Raw genomic sequence first — 21,782 nt, 5'->3', positions numbered from 1 at the left:
ACCAAAACTCGATAAGTCAGAGGCACACCTAGAGGGGCCTAGTGGCGCGGATTGGCTTGATCCGCAAGCAGCTGCGCCGTGAGCAAGGCCTGTCTCCGCGCATAACCTCGAAGGGGGTGACCAACAAGGATGGCAGCCCACAAAAAAGCCCTGCATTGCAGGGCTTTTTACTGCCTGAAAATCAGGTGATGCACAACGCCCGCTCAGGAGCGAAGACCTTGGGACAGGCCGAACATAAACAACAACAGGTCCTGATCAGGCTTCAATACATCCGCTTCATGCGCTTGCGGCGGGAGCAAGCAGTAACCCGCAGCATTCTCACTAATAACCTGAGGCGTAGCTTCCTGCCAGGCCGCTGCCGCGAGTGAGGCCACGCTAAGCGCGCCGACCAAGAACAAACCTCGTGCGATTTCTAACTTCATAACTGCAACCTCTTGATAGCGCTGCCAAACGCCGTTTACTTACCCTAGACCACTGATAACCCTGGCGTCGCGATTAGCGACCAATGGTGGTTACTGGAACGCTGCTTACAACCACCCGATCACCTTGATTCGCCGGCAAGCCATTGGCAGGCCACGCCTTCGAACCGTATTCAGGCCGATAGTTCAACCCAACAACTGAGCAGGCACAGGGCGTATCACGCACCTAACGGTAACAACCTCAGGGTCACTTAATTGCCCAATTGCAGCAGAGCGGTGCGTCATACAACCTGCAGCGTTAAAACAGGCGCCGGAAAACCGTAACCGACACAATCTCCGCCCACCCTGCAAAGCAGCGTGGTAGAGCACATCCAGGTGAGGTCAAAACAAGAAGTGGCCATGCTGCAATGCAGCACCGCACAAATTGACAGGCTCCAGTCCGGGAGCAGGCATTAACCAAAGCAATTGGCATACCGCTTTGCCGCGCGGGACTGTTATAGCCGATAAAAATGAAAACCCCGTGACAGGCACGGGGTTTTCTTTACAGCGTGCAAACCGCCTGGCGGCGGCCTGCTAGGGGCCAGGCTGGCTTACATCATGCCGCCCATGCCACCCATACCGCCCATGTCTGGCATGGCCGGTGCAGCCTTGTCATCAGCCACTTCGGCGATCATCGCTTCGGTGGTGATCATCAGGCTACCGATCGAAGCAGCAGCTTGCAGCGCCGTGCGGGTAACCTTGGCCGGATCGAGAATACCCATCTCGATCATGTCGCCGTAGGTGTCGGTGGCGGCGTTGAAGCCGAAGTTACCCGAACCCTGCTTGACCTTGTCGACCACTACGCTTGGCTCGCCGCCAGCGTTGGAAACGATCTGACGCAGCGGCGCTTCAACAGCACGGCGCAGCAGCGCGATACCGACGTCCTGATCGGCGTTTTCGCCTTTCAGTTCGCTGATGGCCTGCAGAGCACGTACCAGTGCCACGCCACCGCCAGGTACCACGCCTTCTTCAACGGCTGCGCGGGTGGCGTGCAGGGCGTCGTCAACGCGGGCTTTCTTCTCTTTCATTTCAACTTCGGTGCCGGCACCGACTTTGATCACCGCAACACCGCCAGCCAGTTTGGCCAGACGCTCTTGCAGCTTCTCTTTGTCGTAGTCGGACGAAGTGTCTTCGATCTGCTTACGGATCTGCAGAACGCGCGACTCGATATCAGCCTGAACGCCAGCACCGTCGATGATGGTGGTGTTTTCTTTGCTGAGGATCACGCGCTTGGCGTTACCCAGGTGCTCCAGGGTGGCGCTTTCCAGGCTCAGACCGATCTCTTCGGAGATTACGGTACCGCCAGTCAGCACAGCGATGTCCTGCAGCATGGCCTTGCGACGATCACCGAAGCCTGGTGCCTTAACGGCAGCGACTTTAACGATACCGCGCATGTTGTTCACAACCAGAGTCGCCAGGGCTTCGCCTTCAACGTCTTCAGCCACGATCAACAGCGGACGGCCAGACTTGGCCACAGCTTCGAGAACTGGCAGCAGCTCACGGATGTTGGAGATTTTCTTGTCGACCAGCAGGATCGCTGGAGCATCAAGCTCGGCAACCATGGTGTCTGGCTTGTTGATGAAGTACGGGGACAGGTAGCCACGGTCGAACTGCATGCCTTCAACAACCGACAGTTCGTTTTCCAGGCCCGAGCCTTCTTCAACGGTGATCACGCCTTCTTTGCCGACTTTTTCCATGGCTTCGGCAATGATTTCGCCGATGGAGCTGTCGGAGTTAGCGGAGATCGAACCAACCTGAGCGATAGCCTTGGTGTCAGCGCACGGCTTGGACAGGTTCTTCAGCTCAGCAACGATAGCGATGGTCGCCTTGTCGATGCCGCGCTTCAGATCCATTGGGTTCATGCCAGCAGCAACGGCTTTCAGGCCTTCGCTAACAATCGCCTGAGCCAGAACGGTGGCGGTGGTGGTGCCATCGCCGGCCGCATCGTTAGCCTTGGAGGCCACATCTTTTACCAGCTGGGCGCCCATGTTTTCGAACTTGTCTTTCAGCTCGATTTCTTTGGCAACGGAAACGCCGTCCTTGGTGATCAGCGGAGCGCCATAGCTCTTCTCGATGACCACGTTACGGCCTTTCGGGCCGAGGGTAGCTTTTACCGCGTCAGCCAGAACGTTAACGCCAACGAGCATTTTTTTACGGGCGGAATCGCCGAATTTAACTTCTTTAGCAGCCATGATGGTTATTCCTTGATTCGTTCAAATAGAGCGGAATTCGTAGCGACAGAGCGCTGCAATCAGCCTTCGATAACGGCGAGAATTTCGTTCTCAGCCATTACCAGCAGGTCTTCGCCGTCAACTTTGACGGTGTTGCTGCCCGAGTACGGGCCAAATACCACTTTGTCACCGACCTTGACGGCCAGCGCACGAACTTCACCGTTGTCCAGCACGCGGCCAGTACCGACAGCGAGGACTTCACCGCTGTTGGCTTTTTCAGCAGCGGAACCTGGCAGCACGATGCCACCGGCGGTTTTCTTTTCTTCTTCGCTGCGACGGATTACGACGCGGTCATGCAGAGGACGAAGCTTCATGGTCGATCTCTCCCAATAGTTTATTTTTCGGCCGGTGTAGTCACCGACGGGTTAGCAAAATCCGGCTAGGCCGGTAGCGCTACGCCAGGCGCAGCGCTGAAGTCTGATTTGTCTGAATGACAAAAAACCTTGCGGTGACCGCTACATAAGGGCGCACAGGGGGATTTCAAGGGCTGAGGACGAAATCTTTATCGAAAATTACCCGCCGAGGCACTCACTCACGACGCTCGTACTCGCCTTCCAGCACATTTGCCTGGGTTGGCCTGGAATGGGCCGCCTGGTCGTCGAAAAAGGCGCGCTGGCGCATGGCTTGCTCAGCGGCGCGCAGGCGCACCTTGTTGACCAACAGGCGACGAGTAAAGGGGATCAGGCAGAAGATCCCGAAGAAGTCACTGATAAAGCCAGGCAACAGCAGCAGGCCACCACCGACAGCGATCAGCAGGCCTTCGAGCATTTCCTGCTCGGGTAACTCACCACGCGCAAGCCGTTCACGCGCACGCCAAGCCGTGGCAACACCGGCCACCCGCAACAGCACACTGCCGAGCACCGCCGAGCCGACGACCAGCAACAGGGTCGGCAAAACCCCGATCGCACCGCCTACCTGGATCAGTACGGCCAGCTCAATGATCGGGAAGAGTAAAAATAAAAACAGAAAAGCGCGCATCAAAAGTTCCTTAACGGAAGATCAGCTTCCAGTAAGAGTGAAGTATGGGGGGTTACGCTGAATTCAAGCTGAAGCCCGACCGTCGGTCGGCCACACCGTTGCCCGCGCCAGCGCTACCAGGGCCTGACGCACCGTAAGCGGACTGTTACAGGATGTTGGAAAGGCCAGCCAATAGACACCCTGAGCGATGCGCAGATGGAAGCCTTCGCTGTCGATACCGACCAACTCAGCCGGCACCTGATTAGGCAAGCCTGCCAGCTCGACATAGTGAGCGATAGCTGCCGCGTGGTCGCTGTTCATATGCTCGAGCATGCTGACTTCACTGTCCCCGGCAAAGGGGTTGGCCTGAGCCACATGATCCAGCCAGTGAATCGCGCCAAAACCACCGATATAACGCCAGCGCACCGGCTCCAGCCGCCAGAAGTCGAAATCATGGGCCTGATGATAACCGCGGGAGTCGGGAAAGTAGCGGTAATAGCGTTGCGCGGCGGCGGCAATCTGCTGCTCATCCTCCAATTGCCGGGCTTCTGCCAGCAGCGTCAGCCGTCCAACCGCCTGCACATCCTCGGCCCCACGCTCGCTGACCAGCAGCGAACACTTGGCGTCCTGCTTGAGGTTGTGAGTGTGTTGGGCTATGCGGCTGATCAGCAGCAGCGGGTAGCCATCCGCATCCAGGCAATAGGGCACCACTGATCCGAAAGGGAAACCCGGCATCGACTTGGAATGGGTGCTGAGCACGCCCCGGTATTCCTTGAGCAGCAATTCTCGGGCATGCTTACCGGCTTTCACGCTCACCTTATGACTCCTTGGATAGAATCCGTCGTTAACGGACAGGCGCTTTAGGATAACGGTTACAGCGCCGGCAAGGTTACACCGATGAACCAGTTGAGCCTCTCGCACGCTGGGCCAAATACTCGTAACGCGTTCTGGCCGGCGCACAGCAGTGGTTGCAGCGGTTCGAATTACTTGGGGATAGGCAATGCAACTCAAAGACAAAGTTATCGTGATCACCGGCGGCTGCCAGGGCCTGGGTCGTGCCATGGCGGAATACCTGGCAGAAAAAGGCGTCAAGTTGGCGCTGGTCGACCTCAACCAAGAAAAGCTCGACGAAGCCGTGGCGGCCTGTAAAGCCATGGGCGTGGAAGCACGTTCTTACCTGTGCAACGTCGCCAATGAAGAACAAGTGACTCAGACCGTGGCGCAGATTGCTGAAGACTTTGGCGCGATCAACGGCCTGGTCAACAACGCCGGCATCCTGCGCGACGGCCTGACCATCAAGGTCAAGGACGGCGAAATGACCAAGCTGAGCCTGGCTCAGTGGCAGTCGGTAATCGACGTCAACCTGACCGGCGTGTTCCTCTGCACCCGCGAAGTGGCGGCGAAGATGATCGAGCTGAAAAGCGAAGGCGCGATCATCAACATCTCGTCTATCTCGCGTGCCGGCAACATCGGCCAGGCCAACTATTCCGCGGCCAAGGCCGGGGTGGCCGCTGACACCGTTGTGTGGGCCAAGGAGCTCGCGCGCTACGGCATCCGTGTCGCCGGCGTGGCACCAGGCTTTATCGAAACCGAGATGGTTGCCAGCATGAAGCCCGAAGCGCTGGAGCGCATGACCTCGGTGATCCCGCTGCGCCGCATGGGCAAACCGGCCGAGATCGCCCACTCGGTGGCCTACATCCTGGAAAACGACTATTACACCGGTCGGATTCTGGAACTGGACGGCGGCCTGCGCCTCTGATCCGCTAGTTCGAGAACACTGAATACAAAAAGCCCCGCTCTGCGGGGCTTTTTGTATTGCTTAGAACCTGTTCACGATCTCGCGAGCTAGGATCCTGCAAGGCGCTACGTAGTAACAGCCTTCTGCTGGCCAAAACAGCGAGGAAGCGGAGTGTACTTTTGTACATGAGCATTACTCGCTTCACTCGCCCTTCGGGCCGCGCTAAACCGCGTTAGCCGCAAGCGGCTGCCGAGCCTGTTTTTAACGCAGCAGGGCCGACGCGCAGCAGATCGATGCTCTAACACTTACCAGCCGACACCAAATCCTAGGCTATAGCGGGTTTCGTCCAGCTCGCCTTGCGAGCCGCTGACCAAGTCCTTCTCGGCCTTCATATTCAGCGAGGCCCAGTCGGTCAGCTTGTAACGCAGTCCGAGTGCTGCATCCAAGGTGTAATCCGCCACACCGTTCAGCGGTTTGCCCACTTCACCATCACTGAACAGCTCGACACTTTTACCGATCAGGTAACGGTTGTAATCCCACTTCATGCTCACCGCATAGAAGTTATCACGCTCACCAGTGTCATATTCATAGTCGGTGCGGTTGAGCAGGCCGGCCACGGAGAAAGCCCCCAGCTCGTTATCCCAGAACTGGTAACCCGGACCCGTACCGACCGTGCGCTGACGGCGCACCTCTTCGATCAGGTCGCGCTTGTATTCCAGGCGCCCCTGCCAGAACCAATGCTCGGTGATGAAGCGGTCGAGGGCATATTCCACACCCCAGTTATCGGTGGTGACCACGTCATTCTGGAATTCGCGGGAGTAGTCCGCTTCTCCGTTATGCCGCCACAGGCCATGGCGCGCCTTGGTCTTCAGGCTGATGTCGTAGTCGTCGGTGTCGGATTCGGCACGCTTGTAATCCAGTCCCGCATCGATATTGCCCTTCCAGACGAAGTCTTCAATTAACGGCTTGGGCTTGAGCATCTGCTGGATACTGGCCAATTCGATTGTTTTGGGCGCGTCACCGTTGACTAAGGTGACCTTACCCGACTCGGCTGGGCGCAGCGATTTAGCCCGCTCACCCACCACAGCATTCTCTTTGATCAACAGCTCCTGGTCGCTTTCGAGGGTGGCGATCTTGTCCCAGCTCAAGGCAATAGCGCCGCCGTAGTCGGTGGCCAGCACCAGCTTGCCACCGTCGTAAAACTTGATCTTGCCGGTCAAACGGTCACCGTTTTTCAGCCAAACGGTGTCCGCTAATGCGGGTGTGGCAGCGAGCGTGAGGGCCAGGCAAAGCAGGGATCTGGAAAACATAAGGAGGGGCTTTCTATCTAGGGGTGTGCGGAAGGCCGAGCATTATCCGTAAGCGCGGCAGCAGAGCAAGCACTGACCGACAGAAGCACCGCGAGTTCACCCGCAGCCCCTACCAGCCGACCCCCACACCCAAGAGATAACGCCGCTCGCTCGATGACTGGCCAAGCCCGCGCACTTGATCGAGCTCGTACAGCAGCGATAGCCGCGCCCAATCATTCAGGCGGTAACGCAGGCCGATTTCACTGTCGAGTACGTAGTCGATCTGCTCGATATCCGGCAGCTGCACCTCGGCTGTGCTGTAAAACTCCAGCCGGGTGCCCCAGAGCAGGCGCTTGAAGTCCCACGCCAGTGAATAGGTATTGAGCGCCAGCTCAGCATCACGGGTTTGCAATTGCAGGCGATTAAGCTGGCCCACCACATCCAGCCGGCCCAACTCGTTATCCCAGAAGCGATAACCTGGCCCGGTACCCAGCGAGCGCTGGCGGGTGAAGAAAGCGAACTCATCCTCGTTTTGCTCGGCACCGACCCGCCAGAACCAGTTGTCCGTGATAAAGCGGTCAAGGTCGTACTCCAGCTGCCAGTTGTCAGCGGTTTTTGCCTGATTTTTGACCTTGCGCTCCAACTCGCCGCTCATCACGTGACGCCAGCGACCGTGCTCAATACGTGTGTTGCCCTTTAGCTTCCACTCGTCGGTGTCGTCATCATCACGCTCCATGTCGAGTTTGGCGTCCAGATTGCCTTCCCAGAAGCGATCCTGCAGCACCGGGCGAGGCGGTATAAGCCGTTTAATGCTGGCCAACGGCACCGTCTGCGTGCGCTCACTGACCACCCGCACCATGCCCTTGCCTGCGGCCTCCAGCTGATTACTGCGCTCGCTGTCGAGGCCCTGACGGCGAATCAGCAAGGGCTTGTCCGAGCGCAGAGTGTCGATATCCTTCCAGGCAATCAGCACCTGGCCGGCATACTTGGTTCTCAGGGCCAGCTTGCCGCCATCGAGTAGAACTATCTCGCCGCTCAGGCGGTCACCATTGTTCAACCACACCGTATCCGCCCACGCCGACGTGGCCAAACCAAGAATCAGTAAACACAACAGAGTACGTAGCAGCATGTTGGAGAAGCCAGATAGCGAACCAGAACAGGTGCCGAAGCATGCCGCGCCAGGCCAGCCCACAGCAAGCCAGAGCGAGCGGCGCACGGCACTTTATGCGGCGCTGGCCCAGGTGCCCGCTGGCTGCGTGGTGAGCTACGGGCAGCTGGCCGCCTATTCCGGCCTGGGCCGCGCTGCGCGCTGGGTCGGGCGCAGCCTCAGCCAACTGCCGGACGGCACGAGCCTGCCGTGGCATCGGGTGATTGGTGCAGACGGCCGTCTCAGCTTGCCGGCCGGCAGCCACTCCGGCGCGGAGCAACGCAGCCGCCTTCGTGAGGAGGGGGTGCCAATCGAAAATGATCGGGTGGATATGCCGCGCTATGGCTGGCGCCCAACAGAGCACAGCGGTTAGAGTGCGCCCTTTGTCCGATAAAAATCAGGCTGATACCCCTTCAATGCCCCGTAAAAGCTGGCGTGACGCCATTGCTGCTTATTCCAGCCCCTCGACACTGGTGCTGCTCCTGCTAGGGTTCGCCGCCGGCCTACCCTACATGCTGGTGTTCTCCACTCTTTCCGTCTGGTTACGCGAGGCCGGTGTGGCGCGCGACACCATTGGCTTTGCCAGCCTGATCGGGCTGGCCTACGCCTTTAAATGGGTCTGGTCACCGCTGCTCGACCAATGGCGCTTACCCCTGCTGGGCAAGTTGGGGCGCCGACGCTCCTGGTTGGTGCTGTCCCAGGTTCTGATCGCCATCGGCCTGGCAGGCATGGCGCTGTGTGATCCGCAAACCCACCTCACCTGGCTGATTTCCCTGGCTGTACTGGTAGCCTTCGCCTCGGCCACTCAGGACATCGCCGTTGATGCCTACCGTCTGGAAATTGTCGACGACACCCGCCAGGCCGCGCTAGCCGCTAGCTATATGGCCGGTTACCGGGTTGCCGCCCTACTGGCCACCGCCGGCGCGCTGTATTTCGCCGAAGGCTTTGGCTCCACTGCCCTGCTCTACCAGCACGGTGCCTGGGCTGGCACCTATCTGGTGTTTGCCCTACTGATGTTGCCCGGCTTGCTGACCAGCCTGTGGATGCGCGAGCCCGACGTACCGCTGCGCACCCAACTGGCCGCCGCACGCTATGGCTTTAGCCACCAGATTGCCTCGGTACTGGTGTTGATTGTGCTGCTGGTGTCGGTACCGGCGATGTTCACCCAGTTCTATTACACCGACTTCGCCAGCCTGATTAATGGTCAGAACAGCCTGCTCGACCTGTTACTGGAGGACCGCGCCTTTCTACGCGCCCTGCTCTACACCGTGCTCAGCGCCCTGTGCCTGTCGTCCATGGGCCGTCGCGGCTTGGCGCCAGTCCTGACGCCGGTCAATGACTTTATCGTGCGTTACCGCTGGCAGGCTTTCCTGCTGCTGGGCCTGATCGCCACCTACCGCATGTCAGACACCGTGATGGGCGTGATGGCCAACGTGTTCTATATCGATCAGGGCTTTACCAAGGATCAGATCGCCAGCGTCAGCAAGCTGTTTGGCCTGGTGATGACCCTGGTTGGGGCAGGGTTCGGCGGCTTGCTGATCGTGCGCTTCGGCATTATGCCGATCCTGTTTATCGGCGGCGCCGCCTCGGCAGCGACTAATCTGCTGTTCCTGATGCTGTCCGGCATGGGCGCGGATCTGCAGATGCTGATCGTGACTATTTCCGCCGATAACTTCAGCGCGGGCCTGGCAACTGCGGCATTCGTCGCCTATCTATCGAGCCTGACCAACCTGAAGTTCTCCGCCACCCAATACGCCCTGCTCAGTTCGATCATGCTATTACTGCCGCGACTGATCGGTGGCTACTCAGGTGTTATGGTGGAGTCATTCGGCTACGCCCAGTTCTTTCTAATTACCGCCGTGCTTGGCATCCCGACCTTGATCCTGATCATTCTGCAATGGCGGCGTGAGCAGCCACAGCACAATGATGTCAGCGGAGTGACCTCAACCGAACGACAATAAAACCAATCCGAGAATGGCCGTATCAGCCCGCCAAGGTAAGTTGCACGGGCGGCTGATACCCTATTAAGGGCAGATTATGGCAATAACACTCAGCACCCCGAACACCTCAGACCACCCAACCAGCTTCGACAGTTGGTGGCAGACCCAGGGCGAATGGGTCGAAGAACCCAACGACCGCCGCGGCGGTTACAGCGGCGTTCAACGCATCAACAAAGACGGCATGTTGCTCTATGCCAAGCGCCAAACAGGCCATATCCACCGCAGCCTGCTCCATCCTTTTGGCCGGCCCACCGTACTGCGCGAGCAAGAAGCGCTGCTCGGTGCCCGCAAGGCCGGCGTCAGGGTCCCCGAGATTGTCTACTGCGCCGCAGAGCAAACATCCCAAGGCTGGCGCGCGCTGCTCGTGACCAAAGCACTCGACGGTTTTCAGCCGCTTGATCAGTGGTACGCCGGCAACGGCCGCGAGCAGTATGGCGAGGCCCTGCACCAGCAATTACTGGTGACAGTAGCGAACACACTGGCACGCTTACACACTGCGCGCTGGCAGCATGGCTGCATGTATATCAAGCATATTTTTGTGCGTATCAGCGGCTCGGGGCAGGCACTGACTGCCGAGGTCGCCTTACTCGACTTGGAGAAGTGCCGGCGCCGCCTGACCAGCAAGCAAGCCGCCATGCATGACATGCTGCAACTGCGGCGCCACTCGCCCTGGGACCAGAGCGACTGGCAAAACCTGATCAGTCATTACCAGCAAGCAATGGGCCGCAACTTCAACCTGCTGTACAACGCCACTCGCCGCTAGCGCGGCGAGTGCTCAAGCAGGGCTCAACTGCTCTGCTGTACCAGGTGCACCACGCGCTGCGGGAACGGAATACCAATGCCCGCCTCGTCCATGCGCTCCTTGGTCTGCTCGGTAAAGGCAAAGGTAACCGGCCAGTAATCCGGCGTCGCCACCCACACCCGCATAGACAGGTTGACCGCACTGTCGCCCAAACCAGTCACAAACACCACGGGAGCGGGCTCGCTGTGCACTCGCGGGTCCTTGGCGATTTCCAGCAGTACGTCACGGGCCTTTTTGATATCACTGGAGTAATCGATACCCACATTGATATCGACACGTCGCTTGGGCTCGCGCGAATAGTTGGTGATATGGCCATTCGACAAGCTGCCGTTGGGCACGATGACCACTTTGTTATCGGCAGTTTTCAGCGTGGTATGGAAAATCTGAATGCTGTCGACACTGCCCGCTACGCCTTGTGCCTCGATCCAGTCGCCTGCGCGGAACGGGCGAAACAGCATGATCAAGACCCCGCCCGCAAAGTTCGCCAGACTGCCTTGCAGTGCCAGGCCAATGGCCAGGCCTGCGGCACCGATCACCGCGATAAAGGACGTGGTTTCCACCCCGATCATCGAGGCGACACTGACCAGCAGCAACACCTTGAGCACGATGCCGACCAGGCTGCGGATAAAACTCCCCAGCGCGCGGTCGACCTGACGCATATCCAGCAAACGGCCAATGCTGCTGGTGAGTTTGCCAACCAGCCACCAACCGATCAGCAGGGTGATCAGGGCCAGCGTCAACTTGCCACTGTATTCCAGTACGACCGGTAGCCAGGCTTCCGACATTTTCACGAGTTGTTCGAGGTTAAAGTCCATCTAATAATCCTTGTAAAGCTTAAAAACAAACCGCCACGGCAAGCCGTGGCGGTTTTTACTGCACGTGCAGCGTTGCGACGCCGGCACGACCACAAGGTTCAATACTCACGCCTTAATCGCGGAAGTTATTGAACTGCAAGGGCATACCGAACTCCTTGGCCCGCAGGGCGGCAATCGCCTCCTGCAGGTCATCACGCTTCTTGCCGGTGATGCGCACCTGCTCGCCCTGAATCGCCGCCTGGACCTTGAGCTTGCTGTCCTTGACGTGCGCAACGATTTTCTTCGCCAGTTCTTTTTCGATGCCTTCACGCAGAATCACTTCCTGCTTGACGCTCTTGCCCGACGGATAAGCGTCCTTAAACTCCAGGCACTGCACATCAATCTTGCGTTTAATCAGGCTGAGCTTGAGAATCTCAACCATCTGCTCCAACTGAAAATCCGCATCGGCGGTCAGATTGACAGTCAGCTCTTTCAGCTCAAAGCTACCTTTACCGCGCAGGTCATAACGACGCTCCAACTCTTTGATGGCATTGTCGATGGCGTTGGTAACTTCATGTTTGTCCAACTCGGACACCACGTCGAACGAGGGCATGGGCTTACTCCTGATAGACGGCGCGCCCTGCATCACGAACGGGGCACGCCTGGCTTGACGGTAAAAAAACCAGACCATTATATAGTGGTAGCGACACACACTGCCCGGCGAAGTACCGGGCTCACGTGATTTCCCCCTAGCGAGCCTGCCCATGCCTAACCCCCACCTGAGTATTTTGGTCGTCGATGACGCCAAGTTCTCCAGTGCCATGATCGGGCGCGCCCTCAGCCAGGCGGGCTATCAGGATCTCCGTTTTGCCAGCAGCGCGGCTGAAGCCATCAAACTGCTCGAACAGCGCCCCGCCAGCGTCTTGCTGGCCGACTGGCTGATGCCGGAGATAAATGGTCTGGAACTGACCATGCAGGTGCGCCAGTACGACGAAATGGCTCACCACTACACCTACGTCATCCTGCTCACGGGTAAAGAAGGCGAAAACGTGCTGGGCGAAGCCTTCGACAGCGGTGTCGATGACTTCATCAGCAAAGCCGCAATGAACGAGCAACTGGTGCCGCGGGTCTACGCCGCCGACCGCCTGTGCAACACCCTGCAACGCCTGCTGCAGGAAAACCGCCTGCTCACCGACAACATTGCCAGCCTGGAACAGCGCAACCTGATTGACCCGCTCACGGGCCTGGGCAACAACCGTTACTTACATCAAAAGATGCACCACAGCCTGCGCCAGGTCGAATCGCGCGGCGGTGCACTGTGCTACCTGCTGATTGGTTTGCCGGACATCCACGCACTGCATCAACAGCATGGCGAGGGCTTCTACAACGAACTGCTCAGCAGCGTAGCCCGCCGCCTGCAACAGTTGGTGCGGCCGCTGGATGTGCTGGTGCGCCTGGATGAAAACCACTTTGGCCTGATCACCCTGCTGACTGATCTGCAGCAGTGCACACCCAGCAGCTTCAAGCGCCTGTACGAGGGCATCAACCTCAAAGCCTTCAAAACCAGCGAAGGCTTTATCAGCCTCAAAGCCGGGATCAGCCTGGTTGGCCTGGATGCCAAAGGTTTGCCGTGCACCCCGGAGAAAATCATCCAACACACCGAAAAATTGCTGCCAGAGTCTTACACCAGTGGCCGGGTGACGGCCCTGCGCCTGCCGTTGCTGCAGTAACTCTCCCTCAGCATGTGGCATATCCTTGGGGCCGGCAGCCTTGGCACTCTATGGGCAACCCGCCTGGCGCGGGCCGGCCTGCCGGTGCAGCTGATCCTGCGTGACCCGCAGCGCCTGCACAGCTACCAACAGGCCGGTGGCCTGACCCTGGTTGAGCACGGTCAGGCGCAACGCTACGCCATCGCCGCACAGACAGTCGATCACCCGCAACCGATCCAGCGCCTGCTACTGGCCTGCAAGGCCTATGACGCCGCCGCAGCAGTAAGCCAACTGGCACCCCGCCTGGCGGCAGGGGCGGAAATTCTGCTGCTGCAAAATGGCCTGGGCAGCCAGGACGAGGTCGCTCGCGCAGCGCCCCAGGCGCGCTGCATTTTTGCCTCCAGCACCGAAGGCGCGTTTCGTCAGGCGGATTTTCAGGTGGTGTTTGCTGGCCACGGTCATACCTGGCTCGGTGACCCGCTTGATCTTCAGCCGCCCACGTGGCTGGCAGAGTTACACCAGGCCGGGATTGCCCATGGCTGGAGCCTGGATATCCTCAGTCGCCTGTGGCGCAAGTTGGCGCTGAACTGCGCGATCAACCCGCTCACCGTGCTGCATGACTGCCGCAATGGCGGGCTGCACGAACACCCGGCGCACGTAGCCTGCCTGTGCAGTGAACTGGCTGAGCTACTGCTCCGCTGTGGCCACAGCAGCGCCGCCGAAAACCTGCATGACGACGTACAACGGGTGATCCAGGCCACCGCAGCAAACTACTCATCCATGCATCAAGATGTCAGACAGGGTCGGCGCACGGAGATCGCCTACCTGCTGGGTTATGCCTGCAATGCCGCACAACGCCACCAACTGCCGCTGCCACATCTGCAAGCCCTGCACCGCCAGCTGCTGGCTCACCTCGAAGCACGCGGATTGCCCAGCCACTGAGCCACGCGTTAACCTGCCGACACGCTCACCACCGACCCGCCTTGCCATGCCCCTGCGTCAGCGCCTTGAAAACTTACCGGTCGGCCGCAAACTGCTGGTCGCCCTGCTGGCTTTGCTGGCCACCGTCCTACTGGTAGCCAACCTGGCCTTTATCAGCGCGGCTTACTGGATCTCCCAGGAAAGCGTGGCACCCCAAGCCCTGCACACCCTCGGCCGGCTGATTGCCAGCCCACAACTGAGCAGGCATGCGTTGAGTTCGCCCGCCGCCGCCGAGGCCTTGCTCAAGCGCCTGGATGACTACGCCCCACTGCGCGCAGCGATGATCTATGACGCCGAGGGCCTGAGCCTGGCGCAGCTGCAGCGCGGCAGCAAACTGCAATTGCCGCAGCGCATCGAAGAGGTCGAGTCCTGGCGTCACAGCGAGTTCCGCATCAACCAACTGGTCGAGCTGCCGCAAGCCACAGGCAATTCCGGCTATTTGCTGCTGGTGGCCTCCAGCGAACTACCAGGGGTGTTCTACACCGGTACGCTAACCGCCAGCCTGGTGATTCTCGCCCTCAGCGTCGTGCTCTGGCTGATCGTCTCGCGCCAGGTACGCCGGCTGATTACCCGACCGATCCGCCGCCTGGAAGAACTCTCGCGCCAGGTCACCCGCGAAGAGAACTACGCCCTGCGCGCACGCCGCGGCAACGCCGACGAGATCGGCAGCCTGGCGGATGCCTTCAACACCATGCTGGTGCGCATCGAGGCCCGTGAGCAGCAGCTCAAGCGCGCCCGTGATGACGCCCAGCAAGCCTTCGACCAAGCCCAGAACCTGGCCGAAGAAACCCGCCACTCCAACCGCAAGCTGGAGCTGGAAGTGCAAGTGCGCAGCAAGATTGAGAAGAAGCTCACCGGCTTTCAGAACTACCTCAACAGCATCATCGACTCCATGCCATCGGCGCTGATCGCCCTCGACGAACAGCTTTATGTGACCCAATGGAACCAGGAAGCCAGCAGCCTCTCCGGCACCCGCCTGGACGAGGCCTTGAACCAACCGATCTTCCTCGCCTTCCCGCCGCTCAAGCCCTTCCTGCCGCAACTAAAACGCACCGTCGAACAGCACCAAGTGGAAAAGATCGAGCGCGTGACCTGGGGCAGCAACGAACAACCGCTGTACTACGCCCTGACCTTCTACCCACTGACCGGCGGCAGCGGCCGTGGCGTGGTGATCCGCATCGACGACATTACCCAGCGCCTCAACCTCGAAGAAATGATGGTGCAGTCGGAGAAAATGCTCTCGGTCGGCGGCCTGGCCGCCGGCATGGCGCATGAGATCAACAACCCTCTCGGGGCCATCTTGCACAACGTGCAGAACATTCGCCGGCGCCTGTCACCCGAGCTGGAAAAAAACCGTGAACAAGCCGAGCAGACAGGCATCAGCTTGCAAGCCATCGACCGCTACCTGCAGGCCCGGGAGATTCCGCGCCTGCTTGACGGCATCCAGCAAGCCGGCAGCCGCGCGGCGAAGATCGTCAGCCACATGCTCAACTTCAGCCGGCGCAGTGATCGCCAGCTCGCCCCGTGCCACTTGCCAGCGCTGATCGACCAAGCCGTGGAAATCGCCAGCAACGACTTCGACCTGACCGACAGCTTCGACTTCAAGAGCCTGAACATTCAACGCGAGTTTGCCAGCGACCTGCCCGCCGTACCGGCCACCGCCAACGAACTGGAACAAGTGCTGCTCAACCTGCTGAAAAACGCCGCCCAGGCCATTCACCAACGCAGCGACAGCGCCGCCCCCGGGCAGATCATTCTGCGCGTGCGCCTGGCCGGACCCTGGGCGGAAATTCAGGTTGAAGATAACGGCGTGGGCATGCCCGAGTCGGTGCGCAAGCGCATCTTCGAACCGTTCTTCACCACCAAGGAAGTCGGCCAAGGCACTGGGCTCGGCCTGTCGGTTTCCTACTTCATCATCACCAACAATCACAAAGGGCAGATGGAGGTGCAGTCCAAACCGGACCAGGGCACCTGCTTCACCTTGCGCCTGCCACTGCCAACCCCCACTCCTGATACAGGCCTCTGAATATGGGTTACCGACTCTCGAAGATTTACACCCGCACCGGCGACGCCGGCGAAACCGGTTTGGCCGACGGCCGCCGCGTGACCAAGGATCACCCGCGCGTGGACGCCATGGGCGAGGTCGATACGCTGAACAGCCAGGTTGGTCTGCTACTCGCCGACCTGGCCGAGCAACAAGGCCAATACCCAGGACTGACTGAGATCATCGAGGTGCTCGCCCCCTGTCAGCATCGCCTGTTCGATCTGGGTGGCGAGCTGGCGATGCCTGACTATCAGGCCCTGCAAGCACCGGAGATCGAACGCCTGGAAGCGGCCATCGACCGCTGGAATGAAGAAGTCGGCCCGCTGGAGAATTTCATCCTGCCCGGCGGCTCACGCTTGATCGCCCAGGCTCACGTCTGCCGCAGCCTAGCGCGCAGCGCCGAGCGCCGCTGCCAGCACCTGAATGCCGTAGAGCCGATTCGCGGCGTTGGCCTGGCTTACGTTAACCGTCTGTCTGACCTACTGTTTGTCGCCGCCCGGGTGATCGCCAAACGCCAGCAGATTGATGAGGTGCTGTGGCAGGCCGCCGCCAAACAGCCGCAAAGCTAAAGTAGGCTGAGTCGGCTCTCGAAGCTGCGCCGCTCGCCGCTCAACGGGTCAGCAAACGCCAGGCCGCGAGCCAGCAGCTTTAGCGGCTTGCTGTAGTCATCGGGAGTGCCCGGCGCATCGGTGACCTCGGGGTAGAACGGGTCATTGAGGATCGGCGCACCCAGCGCCGCCAGGTGCACACGTAACTGATGCTTCTTACCCGTCACCGGGTAAAGCCGGTACAACCAATACTCACCCAGGCGCTGGGCCACTTCAATGCGGGTTTCAGTGTTGGCAACCCCAGCCACTTCCTGCATACGAAAGAACGGCTCAGCCGCGTCCAGGCGCGTCGCACGCACCAGCGGGAAGTTCAGCTGCGGCAGGGCTGGGGCCAATGCCTCGTAGCACTTCTCCATCTGCCGCAGGCGAAACAGTGCCTGGTACTGGCCACGACTCTGGCGGTTGGTGGAAAACAGCACCAGGCCGGCGGTATGCCGATCAATCCGATGCAAGGGCACCAAGTCGGCATTCCCCAAACGCTTGGCCAGCCGTGCCTGCAAGGTCTGTTCGACATACTCCCCCGCCGGCATCACCGGCAGAAAGTGCGGCTTATCGGCGACCAGCACATGCTCATCGACATACAGCACGCTCTCCTCGAAAGGAATCGGCGTCTCTGCCGGCACCTCGCGAAAGTAATGCACCTTGAGCCCTTCACGGTAAATGGCCTCGATAGCGAGTGGCTGCCCTTGAGCATCCAGCACGCGCCCCCGCGTGAAGCGCTCTAACCAGACCTCACGGCTAATAGCCGGAAAGTGCCCGCACAGGCAGTCGAGCACCGTAGCCCATGGCCCTCTGGGCAAGTGCAGGGTGCTGGGACGCATATTCGACGGGGAGCGGAGTTCTACGGACACAGGCATTCTCAACCAGTAAACAGTGCATAGGAGCCTACAGCAAACGTTTGCACGGGCGTCGCGATCAGCCGACCGAGACGCAGGTGTCTGCGCCTTGCAAAGACATACGGAACATTGCGGCCAGCAGGTCGGTCTGGCTGACAATCCCCACCACTCGCCGCTCTTCGTCGACCACCGGAACCTGATGCACATCGCCATCGGTGAACATCTGCAGCAGGTAGGTGACCGGCCAATCCGCGCGACAGGTGGGCACCTGGCGACGCATGCACGCGCCAACATCCTCGGCACCCGTGGGCGCCTGCAACACCTCATGCAGCCCGAGCATGCCGAGCAACTCGCCCTGGGCGTTGACCACCGGCATCGCGGTTAAACAGTGCTCATGCAGGCTGGCACGGGCTTCGCCAAGCTCCGCAGTCGGACCCAGTGTTTGCACATCGCGGGACATGATATCGACGCAGCGCACCTCGCCAAACCGTCGCTGATAGGCACGCGCCTCAGTCTGCAGGAGAATTTCCTCGAGGTCCTCACGGGAAATATCGAGCAGCTCGCCACGGGCTTCGAGCACCGCGTCCAGATCGTCCGGGGTAAAGCCCAAGCGCTCACGCGGGATCGGGTCACGGGTCTTGTGCACGTTGCCATGCGCAAGGGCTTGATGCGGGTATTGCCGGCGCAACGCGTTATTGAACAGCAGCGCAATCAGCAGCAGCCCCAGGGAGTTCAGCGCAACAGGATAAAGCGCGAAGTGATAACCCAACTGGGCCACTTCAGGGCCTGCCAGCACGGCGGTCAAGGCCACCGCGCCGCCAGGCGGGTGCAGGCAGCGCAGGGCAAACATCGCGGCAATCGCCAGACCACCGGCCAGCGCGGCCACCGGTGCGCTATGGCCGAGCCAGGCGGCACAACTGACGCCGACCAGGGCGGAGAACAGGTTACCGCCAACAATCGACCAAGGCTGCGCCAGGGGGCTGGCCGGCACGGCAAACAGCAACACCGCCGATGCGCCCATGGGGGCAATCAGCCAAGGGCTGGCACTGCCCAACGCCTCGCGGCATAGCCAGCCACTGAACAGCAATCCCAGCACCGCCCCAACACAACTCAGCACCCGCTCGCTCAGGCTGACTGCCATAGGAGCCGGCCAGAAGCCTTTCAACCACCCCGTGATGCTGTGCCCCATTAACCGCTCACCTATCGCGCACCATTTGAGGGCGCGACTATAGCGCTGTTTAGCTGATGGTTGCCATTCCAGGGCTTACTCCGGCCAGAACGCCCGAATACCGGCCACACCCTGAGCTCCGACCTGCCAAGCCCGCTCAGCGTCGCCCGGGGTCACCCCACCCAACAGGTAGGCTGGCTGATTAAAGCCCTGCAATAATTCGGCAACCTGCGTCCAGCCCAGCGGCTGGGCATCGGGATGGGTGCGCGTCGCCTGCACCGGCGACAAGGTGATGAAATCCACGCCCATCTGCGTCGCCAGCGCGAGTTCGTCGGCCGAGTGACAGGATGCAGCCAACCAGCGCTCGCGCGGGAACGGCCGCCCTCCGGCACTCAGCTCACGCAATTGCTGCGCCGTCAGGTGCCAGCCAGCCGCGGGAAAGTCGCCCAACCACTCCAGCGGGCCTTTAAGCATTAGTTGCGCCTTGCCGGCACACAGGCCGAGGGCATCCACGGCAATGTCGCGGTACTGCGCGTCGAACATCGCCGGGGCGCGCAACTGCAGCAAACGGATGCCGCTTGTCAGCGCCGTCTGGATACCCCGTAACAGCTCTGGCCCACTCAAGCCCTCCGGGGTGATCAGGTAACGCTCGGGTAAACGTGCAGCGGTGACAATCGGCCGATTGGCCGCCGGGAATTCATAGTCGCCCAACTGCCGGGGGCTGACCCAGGCCAGCGGCTGACCTTCCGCGCCATGCGGTTCGCCGGTGAAAGCCGAGACCTCCCAGACATCCAGCAACACCTGCTTGTCTGGGTAATCATGCCGCACCTGAATCAATGGCCGCGCCGTGCTGGGGCGAATGCCCAGCTCCTCTTCCAGCTCGCGAGCCAGGGCGACCGGAACAGCTTCACCGACTTCAACCTTGCCGCCAGGAAACTCCCAGAGGCCGCCCTGGTGTTTATCTTCAGGGCGTTTGGCGAGCAGGATCTGCCCGTCGGCACCGCGAATGACGGCGGCGGCTACATGAATACGTTTCACCCCAGTTGTTCCTCTTGAGCAGCCTGGAACCAGCGCTGGAACGCTGGCCACTGGTAAATAGTCTCGACATAAGCGCCCGCCTCAGCCGGCAACGCCACCTGATAACTGTGCAGGCGCGCCGCCACGGGAGCAAAAAAAGCATCCGCAATACTGGGCCGGCCAAACAGGAAGGCACCGCCCTGAGCAAATCGCTGCCGACACTCGGCCCATAGCTCGCAGACGCGGTGAATATCGGCCAGGGCCTCGGCCGGTATTGCTGCCAATGCCTGGTTACGCTTGAGGTCCATCGGCATATGCGTGCGCAGGGCGAAAAACCCACTGTGCATTTCGGCGCAGGCACTGCGGGCCAACGCTCGGGCAGCGCGTGCCTGCGGCCAGAGTTGCGCCGCTGGAAACCGTTCGGCCAGGTACTCGGCAATCGCCAGCGAATCCCAAATCGCGCCGTCGTCGCTGATCAGCAGCGGGACTTTGCCAGTGGGCGAATAACGCAAAATCTGTGCACGGGTATCCGCTTGATACAACGCAATCAGCTGCTCGCTGTAGGCTGCCCCGGTCAACTCTAGGACCAGCGCCGCACGCAGCGACCAGGACGAATAGGTTTTGTCGCCGATCACTAAAGTAAGGGACATGGCTGCACTCCGGGCGAGAAGATCGAACGACCTTAGAAGGCGCCCCCCTCAATAGCAAATTCCCGTTGCTTATGCGGGCATAAACAACGGGAATGCGGAGAGTCAGACAGCCAGCAAGTGAATGATCAGGTGCGGTATTCGGCGTTGATCTTCACGTACTCATGGGACAGGTCGGTGGTCCAGATGGTCTCGCTGCAACCACCGCGACCCAGCTCGATGCGGATGGTGATTTCTTCCTCGGCCATCACCGCAGAACCCTGCGCCTCGGTGTAGCTGGCCGCACGACAGCCGCGGCTGGCAATGCACACCTCACCGAGGAACACGTCGATCAGGCTGACATCCAGTTGCGCCACACCGGCACGACCGACAGCGGCGAGAATGCGCCCCCAGTTCGGGTCAGAGGCGAACAGCGCGGTCTTGATCAGCGGCGAATGCGCTACGGCATAGCCGACGTCCAGGCACTCTTGATGAGTAGCCCCGCCATTCACCTGCACAGTGACGAACTTGGTTGCACCTTCGCCGTCACGCACGATGGCCTGCGCCACCTCCATGCATACGCCGAACACGGCTTCCTTGAGCTTAGCGAACAGATCACCGCTGGCCTGGGTGATTTCGGGCAAGGCGGCCCTACCCGTAGCAATCAGCATGCAGCAGTCGTTGGTCGAGGTGTCGCCGTCGATGGTGATGCGGTTAAACGACTTGTTCGCCGCATCGCGCAGCAGGTCCTGCAGCACGCCTTGGGCGACCTTGGCGTCGGTGGCGATGTAGCCGAGCATGGTCGCCATGTTCGGCTTGATCATGCCTGCACCCTTGCTGATACCGGTGACGGTTACCGTCACGCCGTCATGCACAAACTGGCGGCTCGTGCCTTTGGGCAAGGTATCGGTGGTCATGATGCCGGTCGCCGCATCCGCCCAATGGGTTTCGGAGAGGTTAGCCAACGCAGCCTGCAGCGCGCCCTCGATCTTCTCAACCGGCAACGGCTCACCGATAACCCCAGTGGAGAACGGCAGCACCGCACTCTCGTCCACTCCAGCCAGTTTGGCCAGGGCCGCGCAGGTACGCTGGGCATTCAGCAGGCCCGGCTCACCGGTACCGGCGTTGGCATTCCCGGTGTTGGTCAGCAAATACCGCACGCTGCCCAGCACGCGCTTCTTGGCCAGAATCACCGGGGCGGCGCAGAACGCATTGAGGGTGAATACACCCGCTACGCTGGAGCCCTCGGCGCAGCGCATGACTACCACATCCTTGCGCCCAGGACGCTTGATGCCCGCAGAAGCGATGCCCAATTCAAAACCTGGAACCGGGTGCAGGGTAGACAACGGGCCAAGACCAACAGCCATGGGAACGCTC

General features: G+C 60.3%; 22 protein-coding genes. 8 read left to right on the top strand and 14 right to left on the bottom strand.

Annotation, left to right across the window (positions count from 1 at the left end; translation table 11 throughout):
* Positions 1-203: 203 nt before the first annotated feature.
* The 5 genes from Q0V31_RS09705 to Q0V31_RS09685 all read right to left on the bottom strand — a co-directional run bounded on the left by Q0V31_RS09705 (position 204) and on the right by Q0V31_RS09685 (position 4,462).
* Positions 204-422 (bottom strand): hypothetical protein, encoded by a 219-nt coding sequence (locus Q0V31_RS09705; RefSeq protein WP_298187401.1) that lies wholly within the window; start codon positions 420-422, stop codon positions 204-206.
* 587 nt (positions 423-1,009) lie between these two features.
* Positions 1,010-2,650, bottom strand: a complete 1,641-nt coding sequence (gene groL / locus Q0V31_RS09700) for a chaperonin GroEL (protein ID WP_298187400.1) — start codon at positions 2,648-2,650, stop codon at positions 1,010-1,012.
* A 59-nt stretch (positions 2,651-2,709) separates the two neighbouring features.
* The gene (locus Q0V31_RS09695; protein ID WP_008032125.1) at positions 2,710-3,003 is read right to left on the bottom strand and encodes a co-chaperone GroES; all 294 of its coding nucleotides are present in this window, start codon (positions 3,001-3,003) and stop codon (positions 2,710-2,712) included.
* Between the two features lie 214 nt (positions 3,004-3,217).
* A complete protein-coding gene (locus Q0V31_RS09690) occupies positions 3,218-3,667 on the bottom strand; it encodes an FxsA family protein (protein ID WP_298187395.1) in 450 nt (149 codons plus the stop codon).
* Positions 3,668-3,730: 63 nt separating this feature from the next.
* Positions 3,731-4,462 carry a DUF2470 domain-containing protein gene (locus Q0V31_RS09685; protein ID WP_298187392.1) on the bottom strand — a complete coding sequence of 244 codons (732 nt, stop codon included), beginning with the start codon at positions 4,460-4,462 and terminating at the stop codon, positions 3,731-3,733.
* Positions 4,463-4,646: 184 nt separating this feature from the next.
* Here Q0V31_RS09685 and Q0V31_RS09680 point away from each other — a divergent pair, with 184 nt between their 5' ends.
* Entirely contained in the window at positions 4,647-5,405 is a 759-nt protein-coding gene (locus Q0V31_RS09680) for an SDR family oxidoreductase (protein ID WP_298187390.1), read from the top strand.
* Between the two features lie 284 nt (positions 5,406-5,689).
* Here the strand turns inward: Q0V31_RS09680 and Q0V31_RS09675 are convergent, their stop codons facing one another.
* Both Q0V31_RS09675 and Q0V31_RS09670 read right to left on the bottom strand, forming a co-directional pair.
* Positions 5,690-6,694 (bottom strand): DUF481 domain-containing protein, encoded by a 1,005-nt coding sequence (locus Q0V31_RS09675; RefSeq protein ID WP_298187388.1) that lies wholly within the window; start codon positions 6,692-6,694, stop codon positions 5,690-5,692.
* Positions 6,695-6,803: 109 nt separating this feature from the next.
* Positions 6,804-7,802, bottom strand: coding sequence for a DUF481 domain-containing protein (locus Q0V31_RS09670; protein WP_298187387.1), 999 nt, complete (start codon positions 7,800-7,802; stop codon positions 6,804-6,806).
* On the opposite strand from Q0V31_RS09670, the gene Q0V31_RS09665 reads away from it, so the two are divergent.
* The 3 genes from Q0V31_RS09665 (at position 7,801) to Q0V31_RS09655 (ending at position 10,583) form a co-directional block, all read left to right on the top strand.
* The gene (locus tag Q0V31_RS09665; protein WP_298187385.1) at positions 7,801-8,193 is read left to right on the top strand and encodes an MGMT family protein; all 393 of its coding nucleotides are present in this window, start codon (positions 7,801-7,803) and stop codon (positions 8,191-8,193) included. The two genes, Q0V31_RS09670 and Q0V31_RS09665, sit on opposite strands and share 2 nt — an antisense overlap.
* 43 nt (positions 8,194-8,236) lie before the next feature.
* Positions 8,237-9,781, top strand: coding sequence for an AmpG family muropeptide MFS transporter (locus Q0V31_RS09660; protein WP_298187384.1), 1,545 nt, complete (start codon positions 8,237-8,239; stop codon positions 9,779-9,781).
* Between the two features lie 76 nt (positions 9,782-9,857).
* A complete protein-coding gene (locus Q0V31_RS09655) occupies positions 9,858-10,583 on the top strand; it encodes a lipopolysaccharide kinase InaA family protein (protein ID WP_298187382.1) in 726 nt (241 codons plus the stop codon).
* A 23-nt stretch (positions 10,584-10,606) separates the two neighbouring features.
* Here Q0V31_RS09655 and Q0V31_RS09650 read toward each other — a convergent pair whose 3' ends face one another.
* Together Q0V31_RS09650 and Q0V31_RS09645 are read right to left on the bottom strand one after the other, a co-directional pair.
* Entirely contained in the window at positions 10,607-11,437 is an 831-nt protein-coding gene (locus Q0V31_RS09650; protein ID WP_298187380.1) for a mechanosensitive ion channel domain-containing protein, read from the bottom strand.
* 112 nt (positions 11,438-11,549) lie between these two features.
* Positions 11,550-12,029 carry a YajQ family cyclic di-GMP-binding protein gene (locus Q0V31_RS09645; protein ID WP_298187378.1) on the bottom strand — a complete coding sequence of 160 codons (480 nt, stop codon included), beginning with the start codon at positions 12,027-12,029 and terminating at the stop codon, positions 11,550-11,552.
* 151 nt (positions 12,030-12,180) lie between these two features.
* Between Q0V31_RS09645 and Q0V31_RS09640 the strand changes: the two genes are divergently transcribed.
* The 4 genes from Q0V31_RS09640 to Q0V31_RS09625 are packed head-to-tail and all read left to right on the top strand — an operon-like array spanning position 12,181 to position 16,719.
* Positions 12,181-13,146, top strand: coding sequence for a response regulator (locus tag Q0V31_RS09640; RefSeq protein ID WP_298187377.1), 966 nt, complete (start codon positions 12,181-12,183; stop codon positions 13,144-13,146).
* Positions 13,147-13,158: 12 nt separating this feature from the next.
* On the top strand, positions 13,159-14,067 hold the full coding sequence (locus tag Q0V31_RS09635; RefSeq protein ID WP_298187376.1) for a putative 2-dehydropantoate 2-reductase: 909 nt from the start codon (positions 13,159-13,161) through the stop codon (positions 14,065-14,067).
* 46 nt (positions 14,068-14,113) lie between these two features.
* A complete protein-coding gene (locus Q0V31_RS09630) occupies positions 14,114-16,132 on the top strand; it encodes an ATP-binding protein (RefSeq protein ID WP_298187374.1) in 2,019 nt (672 codons plus the stop codon).
* Positions 16,133-16,134: 2 nt separating this feature from the next.
* Positions 16,135-16,719, top strand: coding sequence for a cob(I)yrinic acid a,c-diamide adenosyltransferase (locus tag Q0V31_RS09625; RefSeq protein ID WP_298187372.1), 585 nt, complete (start codon positions 16,135-16,137; stop codon positions 16,717-16,719).
* Here Q0V31_RS09625 and Q0V31_RS09620 read toward each other — a convergent pair.
* The 5 genes from Q0V31_RS09620 to argJ all read right to left on the bottom strand — a co-directional run bounded on the left by Q0V31_RS09620 (position 16,716) and on the right by argJ (position 21,772).
* On the bottom strand, positions 16,716-17,615 hold the full coding sequence (locus tag Q0V31_RS09620) for a pseudouridine synthase (RefSeq protein WP_298187371.1): 900 nt from the start codon (positions 17,613-17,615) through the stop codon (positions 16,716-16,718). The two genes, Q0V31_RS09625 and Q0V31_RS09620, sit on opposite strands and share 4 nt — an antisense overlap.
* A 58-nt stretch (positions 17,616-17,673) precedes the next feature.
* A complete protein-coding gene (locus Q0V31_RS09615; RefSeq protein ID WP_298187369.1) occupies positions 17,674-18,735 on the bottom strand; it encodes an HPP family protein in 1,062 nt (353 codons plus the stop codon).
* 123 nt (positions 18,736-18,858) lie between these two features.
* Positions 18,859-19,800 (bottom strand): Nudix family hydrolase, encoded by a 942-nt coding sequence (locus tag Q0V31_RS09610; RefSeq protein WP_298187367.1) that lies wholly within the window; start codon positions 19,798-19,800, stop codon positions 18,859-18,861.
* The gene (locus Q0V31_RS09605; protein ID WP_298187366.1) at positions 19,797-20,429 is read right to left on the bottom strand and encodes a glutathione S-transferase family protein; all 633 of its coding nucleotides are present in this window, start codon (positions 20,427-20,429) and stop codon (positions 19,797-19,799) included. Before Q0V31_RS09605 ends, Q0V31_RS09610 begins: the two co-directional genes overlap by 4 nt.
* A gap of 125 nt (positions 20,430-20,554) precedes the next feature.
* On the bottom strand, positions 20,555-21,772 hold the full coding sequence (argJ, locus tag Q0V31_RS09600; RefSeq protein WP_298187365.1) for a bifunctional glutamate N-acetyltransferase/amino-acid acetyltransferase ArgJ: 1,218 nt from the start codon (positions 21,770-21,772) through the stop codon (positions 20,555-20,557).
* Between the last annotated feature and the right edge of the window lie 10 nt (positions 21,773-21,782).

It is taken from the genome of uncultured Pseudomonas sp. (assembly GCF_943846705.1).
GTDB lineage: Bacteria > Pseudomonadota > Gammaproteobacteria > Pseudomonadales > Pseudomonadaceae > Aquipseudomonas.
Note: the sequence above shows the minus strand (reverse complement) of the source record. Positions and strands in the feature narration are given on the sequence as shown.